Below are 12,714 nucleotides of genomic sequence, written 5' to 3' on the forward strand. Positions count from 1 at the left end.
GCTCCGGTTCCTACAGAAAGGTGCTGATGTTCTTGGCGAGCAGGACGTTCTGGTCGAGGAGGATGGTGCGGCGGGCGATCAGCAGCCCGCCCTCCTCGGTGCGGCGCAGTACGTCACTGCGGCCGCCGGCGTAGATGTCGACCTCGCGCTCCAGCCGGTTGCGGTAGCAGAGGAAGGCGGACTCGGCGATGTACTCACCGTCCGTATCGCCTTCCCAGACAAGGACGTTGCTGATCAGATGCCGGGTACGGGACGGCGGGTCCTCGGCCCAGGCCATCCCCGAGTCGAACCGGCGGATGCGCCAGGCGAGGCTCGCCTTGGTCTCGTCGAAGATCGCCACCTCACCGGGCGAACCGTCGGCGAGCGCCTGCTGCCGCCGCAGCCGGTTGCTCCGCACCGGCGCCCAGTAGTGCAGATCCTCGGCGAACAGCTCCAGCCAGTCGGCATACCGATGCTGATCGAGCAACCGCGCCTCGACGGCGTACAGCCGCTGCACCTCGAAGTGCAGCCGCATGTCCTGGTCGACGACCGTTGCGATCGTCTCCGGCGGATGGGTACTCATGGATCTTTCCTCCAGCGGACCGCGCTCGGTGCAGTCATTCCAGCGCGGAGAGTTTCGTTTCAGGGAGCACGTGTGCCGGTGGATGGCACAGGGACACGTTCGACCGGGGCCGAGCCCCTTTAGGGGCGCGGGGAACTGCGCGACCAGCCACAAACCACCCGCACCCGCCCGAATACATCAGGTGGCTGCCCCTGTCGCGCAAGCGGTGGCGCAGCCAAGAGCGCGGCAACGGTCAGCGCCCGAGCAGCTTGCGCAAATCGACCCCCGCGTCGGCCAGACGCTCGACGTCGACCACAACCCCCCGGTCCACCATCCGCCGCGCCACCTTGATGTCCCGCCCCCGATCGATCCCGGCGGCAGCCACCACCCTCCCGTCACACAGCCCGAACACGGTGAACGCCCCGGAGTCCAGGTCACCCCGCACCACGACCCGCTCGGCGTCCGCCATCGTCCCCACCGCCTCCAACCGCGCCCCGTGCCGATCGGACCAGAACCACGACGCCCCGAACTCCGGCGCCGGCCGCCCGAGTACGCCGTACGCGGCGGCCTCACCGTCCCGTTGCGCGGCCTCCCAGTGCTCGTGCCGCACCCGGTGCCCGTCCCGTCGGGCCACATCGCCGACGGCGAAGACATGGGGGTGGGAGGACCGCTGCCCCTCCCCCACCACGACCCCGTTGTCCACGGTGAGCCCGGCGGTCTCGGCCAACTCCGTGGCGGGCCGGATGCCGATGCCCGCCACCACGGTGTCGACGGCCAACGGCCCCGCGCCCCCGGTGAGATGGACCAGCACTCCGGGTCCGTCCGCCAGGCGTTCGATCCGCTCGACCCCGGCGGTGATGACGCCGATCCCCTCGGCGGAGTGCCGCAGATGCAGCGCGCCGGCGATGTCCTCGCCGACGACGGCCGCCAGCGGTACGGGGACGGGGTCGATCAGGGTGACCCGGCAGCCCAGGGCGTGGGCGACGGCGGCGGTCTCGGCGCCGATCAGCCCGGCCCCGACGACGGCCACCCTGGCTCCCGGCAGCAGTCGCTCGCGCAGCCGCTCGGCGTCCTCCCAGGTCCGCAGGAGGTGTACGGCCCGGTCGTCGCCGCCGGGTACGGGCAGGGCGCGGGGGGTGCCACCGGTGGCGAGGACGACGCGGTCGGCCGACTCCACCGTGCCGTCGCCCAGTTCGAGTCCCCCCTCGTCCGGGCGGATCGCCCGGACCGGCGTTCCCTCGCGGAGCGACACCCGCTGGTCCTCGAACCACCGCTCGGGCCGCAGCAGCACGTCCTCGCGGCGGGCCTTGCCGAGCAGGACGTCCTTGCTGAGCGGGGGCCGGTCGTAGGGGAGCCCCGACTCGGCGGAGTACAGGACGAGTTGGCCGTCGTAGCCCTGGGCGCGGAGGGTGTCGCAGGTGGAGAGGGCGGCGAGGCCGGCGCCGACGAGGGCGATACGGCGGGGGGTGGTCATGCGGTGGCCTCTTCCCCGGGGTGCAGCCAGATGCCGCCGTCGCGGACCTCGACGCGATGGGTGCGGGCGGCGACGGTGGCGGGCATGCACTGCGGTTCGCCGGACTTGAGGCAGAAGCGGGCGCTGTGCAGGGGGCACTCGACCTCGCCGTCCTCGATCCAGCCCTCGGAGAGGGAGGCCTGGCCGTGGGAGCAGGTGTCGTCGAGGGCGTAGTAGGAGCCCGAGTCGTGGAAGACGGCGATGGCGTCGGCGTGGCCGGTGTCGTCGGCGGACACCTTGAGCGCCTCGCCCTCCTCGATGTCGCCCTCGTCGGCGACGCGGATGCCGGTGCTGGTGGTGCTCATGGGGTGTCCTTCTCGCTGTCGGTCTCCGGGCCCCGCTCCCGGTTCTTCTCGTGCCAGGCGGGGGTGTTCATCAGGTCGCGCCAGCGGGCGTAGAAGCCTCGGGCGGCGCCGTCGCTGTAGAGGCGGCCGGTGGTGCCGGGGTGGATGCCGTCCTCGGCTTCGAGGCCCAGGCCCATCTGGTAGTTGAGGGTCATGGAGCCGGCGACGAAGCCGTGGGCGGTGGCCTGGACCTCCGACCAGTTCTCGCCGTCGTCCTGCTCGAAGATGCCGGTGGGTCCGAACGTCCGCAGGTTGTAGATGCGTTGGGCGTCCCTGACCTCGTCCGGCATGGACTTGTCGACGAGGGTCCAGGCCCAGACCTCCATCCTGTCGGGGCCCTTGGGGTGCCAGACGCGGATGGAGCCGTTGACGGGGAGGTACGAGAAGTTGGGGAAGACCGTGCCGTGGCCGGTGGTCATGGGTCCCTCGACGCGTGCGTCGCCGAGCCGGTCGCGCAGCGCCTCGTAGTCGTACCAGTCGTGGACGATCCGGTCGTCGAAGCGGCTCTTGGGGTGGGTGGGGAAGCCATGGCCGTGGCCGAGGGAGTCGGAGTACTGGCGTCCGGGGGTCTGCACGATCTCCGACTTGGGGCCCTTGCCGGTGGGTGACATGACCATCAGCGCGGAGGCGTGCGAGATGTTGACGTGGTACCAGTCGGAGGCGAACTGCTCGGCGGCGAGCTTCCAGTTGCCCTCCAGGACCCACTTGTGGACCCCGCCGACGACCTCGGTGCCCTCCGGGTCGCGGTCCAGCATGGCGTCCAGGTACCAGCCGAGCCCGCCGAGCGCCTCGCGCAGCGGCGGTGCCTCGGGGTTCCAGGTGGCGAAGACCAGCCCCTTGTAGGTGTCGAGTTGGGCGACCTCGATGAGGCCCCATTCGTCCTGGTCGAAGTGGGCGGGGTAGTCCTCGCCGTTGGGCACGTTGATGAGCTTGCCGGAGGTGTCGTACGCCCAGCCGTGGTAGCTGCAGGTGAACGCCTTGGTGGCGCCGGCGTCGGCGCGGCAGACGCGCATGCCCCGGTGGCGGCAGGCGTTGAGGAAGGCACGCAGTTTCCGGTCGCGGCCCAGGGTGACGATCACCGGGTCCTCACCCATGTAGGTGGTGAAGAAGTCGCCGGGCTTCGCGAACTGGCTCTCATGGGCGAGGAACAACCAGCTCGGCGCGAAGATCCGGCGCAGCTCCTGCCGGTAGAGGCCGGGGTCGCTGAAGATCGTCCGGTCGATGAGGCCATGGTCCAGGTCGAAGTAGCCGCCTACGTCCACGGACGGCGGCAGGTGCCCGGTGTGGTGTCGCTCCATGGCCACAGGAGATGCCGCCGCACTCCACCCTGACCAGCCGTTGTGCCGGGATGTGGAACGGCCCCGGAACGGGGGTGCCGCTTCGCGTACGCGCGCTTGTCCTCCCCGTTTACAAGCCGGACATCAGTCACCTACATTGGACGTGCGTCCATTTCATTGGTCGCCCGGATGACCATGGTCGTCGTGATCGCCATCGGAGCCCGCCATGCCTCTCAACACCGCGCAGGAACAGCAGACCGCCGTCGACAAGGCCCTCGTCCTGCTGAAGTCCCTCGCCGAGCTGGACGGGGAGATCGGCGTCAGCGAACTGGCCCGCCGCACCCGGATGAGCAAGTCGACGACGTTCCGACTGCTGGGCATCCTGCACCGCAACGACCTGGTCGACCGGGTCGGCAGCGACTACCGGCTCGGTGCCAGGCTCTTCGACATCGGCAGCCGCGCCTACGGCACGACCACCCCACTGCTCCAGGAGCGACTGCTTCCCCATCTCGCCGACTTGTACGAACTGACCCACGAAACCGTTCACTTGGCCGTCCTGCACGGCACGCACATCGTCTACGTCAACAAGCTGCACGGTCACCGCGCGGCCCGCTCGCCCTCCCGGATCGGCGCCCGGCTGCCCGCCTACTGCACGGGCGTCGGCAAGGCCCTGCTCGCCTTCGACCACGACGCCGCCGAGGCCGCCATCACCGCCGGGCTGCCCGCGCGCACCGAGTACACCCTCGCCGACCCGGAGCGCTTCCGCGCCGATCTGCGCCGCATCCGCAAGGACGGCATCGCGTACGACCGCCAGGAGGCCGTGCTCGGGCTGACCTGTGTCGCCGTGCCGGTCATGGGGCCCGCCGGGCGTCCCGTGGCGGCGCTGTCCATCGCGGGCGCCGACCGCCGTTTCGACCCCGCCCGCTACGCCCCGGCCCTGCGCCGCGTGGCCTTCGAGGCGGGCCGCGCGATCCACGCGGCCCGGGCCCGCCAGACGGTCCCCGCGGGCGTCGGCGGCCTCCTCGACGCCTGAGAGCCTGTGGCCGCCTCCGAGCCGGGCCCTCGGCCGGGCCCGCTCCCGATCCCCGCCGCGCCCAGGACCCTCAGTGCCGGCCACTCCCATGGGTGCGCGCGGGGCTGATACCGCCGGTTCCCGGCTGCACCCTCGGCACACTGACAACGATGTGCACGACGCTCTCGCCGTCCAGCGACTCATAGATGTGCGGGCGGTCGCCGGGATAGCGGACGAAGTCGCCGGCCGACAACTCGACCGGGGTGTCGGCCGGGCCGACGCGCACATGGCCGCTGATGACGTACAGATGCTCCAGGGTGCCGACCGGATGCGGCTCGGTCGGTCTGACGGGGCTCGGCCCGTCCCGGCCGTCCTGGCCCTTGCCCGCGATGCGCACGATGTAGTTCTCGATGACACCCGAACCATAGACATGGTCCAGTTCACGGGACTCGTAGCCGTCGTGCCGGTTCCAGACGACCTCGTCGCCCCGCTGCACGGTCATGACCTGTTCGCGCTCCGCCACGAGCCGGGTCACCGGAACGCCGAGCGCGGTCGCGATGGAGAACAGGGTGTCCACCGTGGGATTGCCCGTGCCCTGCTCCAGGTTGGACAGGGTCTGTTTGGCCAGTCCGGCCTGCCGGGCCAGTTCGGCCAGCGACAGACCACGCTGCTCTCTGAGAAGGCGCACATTGCGCGCCACCACGGAATTTCCTGAGGACACGCCACCACTGTAGGGGCAGGTCCGCGAGCGGCGACCCCGGCCCCGTGCCGGAGGACGGCACGACGGCGTGCGCGACTTTCGGTCAGACGCCACCTTTCTGGGCACCAAGTCCCCGCTGTGGTGTGGATCACCGCCATCCGACACCACAGGTGAAACCGGAAGAGAGCCGCTCCATGTCCGAATCCGTCCAGTCGCTCAGACGCCCCGAGACCGGTCAGGGAGACCGGCGCACGGTGTCCCGGGTCGCCGTAGCGAGTCTCATCGGCACCACCGTCGAGTACTACGACTTCGCCGTATACGGCACCGCCGCCGCCCTCGTCCTCGGCCCGGCCTTCTTCCCCTCCGGCAACGCGACCCTGCAGACGCTGGCGGCCTTCCTCACCTTCGCGGCGGCGTTCCTGGCCCGGCCGATCGGTGTCGTCCTGTTCGGCACGATCGGCGACCGGCTGGGCCGCAAGCGTGCCCTCGTCATCTCCCTGGTCCTGATGGGCGTGGCCACGGTCGGCGTCGGCCTCCTTCCCACGTACGAGACCGCCGGGCTCCTCGCCCCCGCGCTGCTGGTGACGCTGCGGCTGCTCCAGGGCGTCAGCATGGGCGGCGAGTGGGGCGGCGCGGTCCTGCTGGCCGCCGAGCACGCGCCGCCGGGACGCCGCGCGATGTACGCCTCCATCCCGCAGGCCGGTCCGCTGCTGGGCTTCCTCCTCTCCAGCGCGGTGATCCTGCCGACCCTGTCGATCGCCGGGCGGGACGGCTTCGCCGACGGGGCGTGGCGGGTGCCGTTCCTGCTGAGCGCGCTGCTGATCGTCATCGGGCTCTGGGTGCGGACCCGGGTGACCGAGTCGCCGGTGTTCGCGCAGCGCGAGGGCAAGGCCGCGCCTGCCGGGCCGCGTTTTCCGCTGGGCACGCTGGTCAAGGAGCACCCGGGGCGGCTGCTGCTCGGCATCGGCGCCGGTATCGGTGGCTCGTCGGTGTACTACCTGACCGTCGTCTACAGCCTGTCGTACGGGCCGAAGGCGCTCGGTATCGCGCAGAACACCATGCTGGCCGCGGCGAGTGTGGGTGCCGCCGCCGCTGCCGTCGCGACGGTGCCGGCGGCTCGGCTGGCCGACAAGGTGGGGCGGCGGCCGGTCATCCTCACCGGTGCGATCGGGTGTGTGGTGTGGGCGCTGCCGATGTTCGGGGCGCTGAACACCCGCAACGGGCTCGTCATCGCCGGGGCGTACACGGTGGGGATGGTCTTCTTCACGCTGATGTTCGCGCCGATCGCGGCGTTTCTGCCGGAGCTGTTCCCTGCGCGGTTGCGGTACACCGGGGCTTCGGCGACGTTCATCCTCGCCAACACGCTGGGCGGTGGTTTCGCCCCGCTGATCGCGACGTGGCTGAACAGCCACTGGGCTTCGCCGCTGGCGCTGGGGGCGTATGCGGGTGGGCTGTGTCTGGTCAGCCTGATGTGTGTGCTGGCGCTGCCGGAGACCAAGGAGAAGGAGTTCGACATCTGAACCGGGGGGTGAGGAGGTGATCGGCGGGCCCTCGGCAACGAGGGCCCGCCGTCACCGTTTCCCGTCGTCCTCCGGCAGGATCTGTTCCGCCCAGATCGTCTTGCCCGTCCTCGTGTGGCGGCTGCCCCACCGTTGGGTCAGCTGGGCGACCAGGAGCAGGCCTCGGCCGCCCTCGTCGAAGGCTCGGGCTCGGCGCATATGGGGGGCCGTGCTGCTGGCGTCGGAGACTTCGCAGATCAGGGTGGTGTCGCGGATCAGGCGGAGTTGGATGGGGGGTTCGCCGTAGCGGATGGCGTTGGTGACCAGTTCGCTGACGATGAGTTCGGTGACGAAGGAGATGTCCTCCAACTGCCAGGCGGCGAGCTGCTCGCAGGTCAGTTTGCGGGCGTGGGCGACGAAGCCGGGGTCGGCGGGCACGTCCCAGGTGGCGACCTGGTCGGCGTCGAGCGCGTGGGTGCGGGCCAGGAGGAGGGCGACGTCGTCGGCGGGGCGGTCGGTGATCAGGTCGGCGAGGACTCCGTCGCAGGTCTCCTCCAGGGTGCGGTCCCGTCCGGCGAGCGCCCGGCGCAGTGCCGCGAGGCCGGCGTCCATGTCGCGGGCGGGGGTCTGGACGAGGCCGTTGGTGTAAAGGGCGAGCACACTGCCCTCGGGCACCTCGAACTCGGCGGTCTCGAAGGGCAGGCCACCGAGGCCGAGCGGTGGCCCGGTCGGCAGGTCGAGGAAGGACACGGCGCCGTCGGGGGCGACCAGCGCCGGTGGTGGATGGCCCGCCCCGGCCATGGAGCAGCGGCGCGAGACCGGGTCGTAGACGGCGTACAGGCAGGTGGCGCCGATCTCGCCGGGGCTCTCCGGGCCGTCGTCGGGGCGTTCGGTGCCCTCGGTGCCGTCGGGGGCTGTCTCGTCGTCGAGGCGGAGCACGATGTCGTCGAGGCGGGTGAGCAGTTCGTCCGGGGCGAGGTCGACATCGGCGAGGGTGCGTACGGCGGTGCGCAGGCGGCCCATGGTGGCGGAGGCCTGGACGCCGTGGCCGACGACATCGCCGACCACGAGCGCGACGCGGGCGCCGGAGAGGGGGATGACGTCGAACCAGTCGCCGCCGACGCCGGCGCGGGTGGAGGCGGGCCGGTAGCGGGAGGCGACCTCGACGGCGGCCTGTCGGGGCTGGTGGTGGCGCAGGACGCTGCGTTGCAGTTCGAGGGCGATGGCGCGTTCGCGGGTGTAGCGGCGGGCGTTGTCGACGCAGACGGCGGCGCGGGCGGCGAGTTCCTCGGCGAGCAGCATGTCGTCCTCGCCGAAGGGTTCGGGGTTGCGGTGGCGGGCCAGGATCGACAGGCCGAGGGTGACGCCCCGGGCGCGCAGCGGCACCGCCATCATCGAGTGGATGCCATGGGTCTCGATGCTGCGGGCCCGCTCCGGCAGGCCCATGGCCCAGCCGCGCCGGGTGACGTCGTCGGCCTCGTAGAGCATGGCCCGACCGCTGGTCAGGGAGCGGCCGGGGGTGGACTCCTCGACGTAGGTGTGGCGGTTGCCGACCTCGATGACGGCCTCGGGGACGCCGTCGAGGACGGAGCGCTGGGCGGTGCGGTGGAAGAGGAGAGGGCCGGGGGCCGGGGGTGTCTCCTCGCCGGCGAGTACGGAGTCCAGCAGGTCGACGATGGCGAAGTCGGCGAAGTGGTCCGTGCACACCTCGGCGAGTTCCTCGGCGGTGCGGGTGACGTCCAGGGTGGAGCCGATACGGCCGCTGGACTCGTTGAGCATGCTCAGCCGGCGCCGGGCCAGGAACTGCTCGGTGCTGTCCATCGCCGCCAGGCAGACGCCGAGGACGTCGCCCTCGTCGTCCTTGAGCGGGCTGAGGGAGATCAGCCAGGCGTGCTCACGGGTCTCGCCGGGCGCGTGCAGCCAGGCCTCGAACGGTACGGTCTCGCCGGTGCGCAGGACGCGCAGCACCTGTTCGCCGAGTCCTTCGAAACCCGGGAGCCGTCGCCGCCCGTCGGCGGACTCACCGACCCGGCGGCCGAGCAGTTCCCGCTCCGGTCGGCCCATGACCACTTCCATGGCGGAGTTGGCGGAGACCGCGAGTCCGTCCCGGTCGAAGAGGGCCATCGGGACGGGGAACTGTTCCAGGGCCCAGGTGCGCAGCCGGACGGCCGGCCGCGGGGCCCTCGCCGTCAGGAACCACCGGGTCTCCCCCACCGCGTCCAGCAGGGGGTGCGCCTCCAGCTCCAGTTCTACGCGGTGGCCGTCCCGGTGCCGTGCGTGGACCGTGCCGTGCCAGTCGGCGGGCTCGGCGAGGGAGCGCACCGCCGAGAGCGGCAGGGCGACGGCCAGCAGATCGGCGGCCCGGCGGCCGATCGCCTCCTCCGGCTCGTGTCCGAGCAGACGGCGGGCACCGGCGCTCCAGGCGACGACCACCCCGCCCGCGTCCACCGCGGCCGAGGCGACACCGTGCTCGCCCATCGTTCCTTCTCTCCACCAGACCGGGACCCCACCACCGACGCGGTCGTGGCACGACCGCGTCGGCACCGCTGCCAGACTTCCAGGGTCCCAGTGTCGGGGTCCATTGTGCGCCGGGCACCCCATGCGACGCGTACGACTACAGGGGACGGCCGGGCCCACAGTGCGCTAACGCCGCCGCCATGGCAATGTCTCGGCGCCGTCGGCCGTGGCGTCCTCGTGCTCCAGCGCGGCTCTGATCGCCTCGCCGATCTCCGCGAACTGGCGCACCTGCTCCGGGGTCAGCACATCGAAGACGGCCCGGCGGACGGCCTCGACATGGCCGGGGGCCGCCCGCTCCAGCAGTTCCCGCCCCTGGTCGCTGAGGGAGGCGAGCTGGTTGCGGCGGTTGTCCGGGTCCTCCCGGCGCTCCACGTAGCCGGCCTCCTGGAGCCGGGTCACGGCATGGGTGAGCCGACTGCGGGTGATCTTCAGCCGCTCCGCCAGCTCCGACATGGTCCAGGTGTGGCCGGGTGCCGCGGAGAGATGGACCAGCAGTACGTAGTCCGCGTGCGTCACCCCGGAGTCCCGGCGCAGCTGCCGGTTGAGGTGGTCGGCCAGCAGCATGGAGAAGTCGACGTAGGCCAGCCAGGCCCGCCGCTCCTCGCTGTTGAGCCAGCGTGGCGAAGTGGTCATGATCGCAGGATAGCCCGCCACGATTGAACATTCAAACGAAAGCTTCGGGCGAAGGCAGCTCATCCACCCCGTGGATGAGCCGGATACGCGATTCGGATCGCTCGGAGGATGGCGACCGGGCTCCCCACCGCCCATAGTCGTCCCTACCCGCACGCCGCTGTCCGGTTCAGCCGCCGCCACGCGGGTTCCCCACGGCATGCCGTACGTCGTCGGCGCCCCAGGTCGGCGCCCGTGAGAGGCATGCCCGCTCCTGTCCCCGTCCCTGGAGTCGCCATGCCCGCATCCGTTCCCCCGCCGCCGCTCACCGAGGCCGACGAGACAGCGCCCTCGGCCGTCACCGTCTCGGGCCCGGCCCATCTGCTGCGGGTGACCCTGCTGATGGCGGGCAGCTGTCTGCCGATCCTGGGCGCGGTACTGATCGCCCCGGTGCTGCCGAAGATGCAGGACTACTTCGCGTCGACCCCCGGCGCCAAGGCCCTGGTCCCGCTGGCGCTGACCGTCCCCGCCCTCTCCCTGGCGCTGCTGGCCCCGTTCGCCGGGGTGATCGTGGACCGGCTGGGCCGCAAGCGGCTGCTGATCGTGACGACCCTGCTGTACGCCGTGTTCGGCACGGCACCGCTCTGGCTGGACTCGCTCGGCGCGATCATCGCCAGCCGGGCGCTGGTCGGTGTCACCGAGGCCGCGATCATGACGTGCTGCACGACCCTGATCGCCGACTACTACTCCGGTCACCGGCGGGTGAGGTACCTCGCGCTGCAGACCATGTGCGCGTCCGCGTCGGCCACCGCGTTCTTCGTGCTCGGCGGTGCGGTCGGCGCGGCGGGTTGGCGGATGCCGTTCTGGGTGTACGCCGTGAGCCTGCTGCTCGCTCCGCTGATGGCCACCGCGCTGCCGGACCCGACGGCACGGGCCGCGTCCGCGGAGGGTTCGCCGGCCGGGCAGACGCCGGCCACCGCCGTGCCGGAAGCGGGCACTTCGCCGGGGGCGGGGTCCTCGCCGGAGGCCAAGCGGCCCTTCCCCTTCCGGCGGCTGGCCGGGATCTGCGCGCTCACCTTCTTCGGGGCGATGGTCTTCTACACCGTGCCGGTGGAGATGGCGTACCTCCTGGACGATCTCGGTGTGGAGAACCCCGGTGTGATCGGTCTGGCCACTGCCGTCGCCAGCGCCGCGACCGTGGGCGGGGCCATCGCCTTCGCCCGGCTGAAGCGCGCCCCCGACCCGATGCTGCCCGCCGTCCTCGCGGTCTGCGCGGTCGGCTTCGGCGTGATGTTCGCGGCCGGGACGGTGGCGGCGAACGTCCCCCTGCTGATCGTCGGCGCCGTGATCAACTGCGTGGGCACCGGCATGCTCCTGCCCGCCCTCCTCACCAGCGCGATGTCCCGTCTGGCCTTCGAGGACCGGGGCCGGGGGACGGGCCTGTGGATGGCCGCGTTCTTCGGCGGGGAGTTCGTGTGCCCGCTGATCCTGCTGGCGGGGGAGGCGGCGGTGGGCACCCTCGCCGGTGCCGTGGGTCTCTTGGGTCTGGCTGCCGCCGGCGTGGCGGTGGGCATGCGTGCGGCCCACCACCGCGCCCTTTAGGGGCGCGGGGAACTGCGCGACCAGCCACGTACAAGCCGCAGACGCGTCTGCCACCAACCGTGGATCGGCGGGTGCGGCTTTGTACTTGGTTGCTCGCGCCCACGCGGCGGAGCCGCATATCGATACCGCCCCGCGCCCCTTACGGGGCGTTGCCCATCAGGCTCGCCCCCACTTCCCCGGCCTTCTGGCGGAGCCATATGTGGGCCGCGTCCTGCGCGTGGACCGGATGCCACCACATGGCCTGCCGCACAGGCACGGCTTCGAAGGGGCACGGAAGCACTCGTACCGCCGCCGCGCCGACCGCCCGGCGGGCCAGGCGCTCCTGGATGAGGGCGACCCGGCGGGTGCCCTCGACCATGTGGGGCAGCAGTTGGAAGGTCTGCACGGAGACCTCCACCCGGGGGCTGATGCCGAGCATGCTGAGCTGCCGGGCGACCGGGGCATCGTAGGGCCGCTGGTAGACGGCCCACGGCAGCGTGGCGAGCTGGTCGAGAGTCAGCTCGTGCCCTACGTCGGGGTGGTCGTCGGCGACGAGGCAGAGCCAGCGGTCCTGGTAGAGGTCGACGGCGGGGAAGCCGTCGATGACGCCGTGCGGCATCAGCAGCCCGTCGACGGTGCTCAGCATCGTCGCCGTGTTCTCCACGACGGACGGCGCCGGGTGCTGGAAGTCGAAGCGGATGCCCGGCGCCTCCTGGTGGATGGCACGGGCGAGCGCCGCGCCGAAGACGGCCGCTCCGTAGTCCGAGGCGAGCAGGGTGAACTCACGGGTCTCGGCGGCCGGTTCGAAGTCGGCCTGGCTGGAGAAGACGCGTTCCAGAAGGTCGCAGGCGGTCGCGCTGCGGTCGCGCAGGGCGGCACCGAGCGGGGTCAGCTCGTAGGCGTTGCCGGTGCGGGCGAGCAATTCGTCGTCGAAATGGCGGCGCAGCCGTGCGAGTGCCGCGCTCATCGCCGGCTGGCTCAGTCCGATGCGCTCCCCGGCCCGGGTCACATTGCGCTCCTCCAACAGGGCGCGCAGGGCGACGACCAGATTCAGGTCGAGTCGGGACAGGTTCACCGGGCCACCTACCTAGCGGAGAGCATCATCCAGCCTATGGATGGGA

Annotated in this window: 11 protein-coding genes; 3 read left to right on the top strand and 8 right to left on the bottom strand. The window is 71.6% G+C overall.

What is annotated here, in order from left to right; genetic code table 11:
• Positions 1–10: 10 nt before the first annotated feature.
• The 4 genes from ACWD4G_RS16480 to ACWD4G_RS16495 all read right to left on the bottom strand — a co-directional run bounded on the left by ACWD4G_RS16480 (position 11) and on the right by ACWD4G_RS16495 (position 3,696).
• Entirely contained in the window at positions 11–562 is a 552-nt protein-coding gene (locus ACWD4G_RS16480) for a 3-phenylpropionate/cinnamic acid dioxygenase subunit beta (protein ID WP_451293797.1), read from the bottom strand.
• Between the two features lie 232 nt (positions 563–794).
• Positions 795–2,015 carry an NAD(P)/FAD-dependent oxidoreductase gene (locus ACWD4G_RS16485; protein WP_451293799.1) on the bottom strand — a complete coding sequence of 407 codons (1,221 nt, stop codon included), beginning with the start codon at positions 2,013–2,015 and terminating at the stop codon, positions 795–797.
• Entirely contained in the window at positions 2,012–2,359 is a 348-nt protein-coding gene (locus tag ACWD4G_RS16490) for a bifunctional 3-phenylpropionate/cinnamic acid dioxygenase ferredoxin subunit (RefSeq protein ID WP_451293801.1), read from the bottom strand. The genes ACWD4G_RS16485 and ACWD4G_RS16490 overlap by 4 nt, the downstream gene beginning before the upstream one ends.
• Positions 2,356–3,696: an aromatic ring-hydroxylating dioxygenase subunit alpha gene (locus ACWD4G_RS16495; protein WP_451293803.1), complete on the bottom strand. Its 1,341-nt coding sequence runs from the start codon at positions 3,694–3,696 to the stop codon at positions 2,356–2,358. The genes ACWD4G_RS16490 and ACWD4G_RS16495 overlap by 4 nt, the downstream gene beginning before the upstream one ends.
• A 205-nt stretch (positions 3,697–3,901) precedes the next feature.
• On the opposite strand from ACWD4G_RS16495, the gene ACWD4G_RS16500 reads away from it, so the two are divergent.
• A complete protein-coding gene (locus ACWD4G_RS16500; RefSeq protein WP_451293805.1) occupies positions 3,902–4,708 on the top strand; it encodes an IclR family transcriptional regulator in 807 nt (268 codons plus the stop codon).
• A 70-nt stretch (positions 4,709–4,778) separates the two neighbouring features.
• Here ACWD4G_RS16500 and ACWD4G_RS16505 read toward each other — a convergent pair whose 3' ends face one another.
• Positions 4,779–5,408 carry a helix-turn-helix domain-containing protein gene (locus ACWD4G_RS16505; RefSeq protein WP_451293807.1) on the bottom strand — a complete coding sequence of 210 codons (630 nt, stop codon included), beginning with the start codon at positions 5,406–5,408 and terminating at the stop codon, positions 4,779–4,781.
• A 173-nt stretch (positions 5,409–5,581) separates the two neighbouring features.
• On the opposite strand from ACWD4G_RS16505, the gene ACWD4G_RS16510 reads away from it, so the two are divergent.
• Positions 5,582–6,907, top strand: coding sequence for an MFS transporter (locus ACWD4G_RS16510; protein ID WP_451293809.1), 1,326 nt, complete (start codon positions 5,582–5,584; stop codon positions 6,905–6,907).
• A gap of 51 nt (positions 6,908–6,958) precedes the next feature.
• On the opposite strand, the gene ACWD4G_RS16515 is transcribed toward ACWD4G_RS16510, so the two are convergent.
• Positions 6,959–9,364 carry a SpoIIE family protein phosphatase gene (locus tag ACWD4G_RS16515; protein WP_451293811.1) on the bottom strand — a complete coding sequence of 802 codons (2,406 nt, stop codon included), beginning with the start codon at positions 9,362–9,364 and terminating at the stop codon, positions 6,959–6,961.
• Positions 9,365–9,529: 165 nt separating this feature from the next.
• Positions 9,530–10,036, bottom strand: coding sequence for a MarR family winged helix-turn-helix transcriptional regulator (locus ACWD4G_RS16520; RefSeq protein WP_451293813.1), 507 nt, complete (start codon positions 10,034–10,036; stop codon positions 9,530–9,532).
• Positions 10,037–10,309: 273 nt separating this feature from the next.
• Here ACWD4G_RS16520 and ACWD4G_RS16525 point away from each other — a divergent pair, with 273 nt between their 5' ends.
• Entirely contained in the window at positions 10,310–11,614 is a 1,305-nt protein-coding gene (locus tag ACWD4G_RS16525; RefSeq protein WP_451293815.1) for an MFS transporter, read from the top strand.
• 139 nt (positions 11,615–11,753) lie between these two features.
• Here the strand turns inward: ACWD4G_RS16525 and ACWD4G_RS16530 are convergent, their stop codons facing one another.
• Positions 11,754–12,668 carry a LysR family transcriptional regulator gene (locus ACWD4G_RS16530; RefSeq protein WP_451293817.1) on the bottom strand — a complete coding sequence of 305 codons (915 nt, stop codon included), beginning with the start codon at positions 12,666–12,668 and terminating at the stop codon, positions 11,754–11,756.
• Positions 12,669–12,714: the final 46 nt, after the last annotated feature.

It is taken from the genome of Streptomyces sp. NPDC002643 (genome assembly GCF_053592555.1).

What these genes read in the sequence shown, in the direction of transcription:
- ACWD4G_RS16495 (WP_451293803.1), bottom strand. Translation starts at nt 3,696, where the DNA reads ATGGAGCGACACCACACCGGGCACCTGCCGCCGTCCGTGGACGTAGGC.
- ACWD4G_RS16490 (WP_451293801.1), bottom strand. Translation starts at nt 2,359, where the DNA reads ATGAGCACCACCAGCACCGGCATCCGCGTCGCCGACGAGGGCGACATC.
- ACWD4G_RS16485 (WP_451293799.1), bottom strand. Translation starts at nt 2,015, where the DNA reads ATGACCACCCCCCGCCGTATCGCCCTCGTCGGCGCCGGCCTCGCCGCC.
- ACWD4G_RS16510 (WP_451293809.1), top strand. Translation starts at nt 5,582, where the DNA reads ATGTCCGAATCCGTCCAGTCGCTCAGACGCCCCGAGACCGGTCAGGGA.
- ACWD4G_RS16515 (WP_451293811.1), bottom strand. Translation starts at nt 9,364, where the DNA reads ATGGGCGAGCACGGTGTCGCCTCGGCCGCGGTGGACGCGGGCGGGGTG.
- ACWD4G_RS16520 (WP_451293813.1), bottom strand. Translation starts at nt 10,036, where the DNA reads ATGACCACTTCGCCACGCTGGCTCAACAGCGAGGAGCGGCGGGCCTGG.
- ACWD4G_RS16525 (WP_451293815.1), top strand. Translation starts at nt 10,310, where the DNA reads ATGCCCGCATCCGTTCCCCCGCCGCCGCTCACCGAGGCCGACGAGACA.
- ACWD4G_RS16480 (WP_451293797.1), bottom strand. Translation starts at nt 562, where the DNA reads ATGAGTACCCATCCGCCGGAGACGATCGCAACGGTCGTCGACCAGGAC.
- ACWD4G_RS16500 (WP_451293805.1), top strand. Translation starts at nt 3,902, where the DNA reads ATGCCTCTCAACACCGCGCAGGAACAGCAGACCGCCGTCGACAAGGCC.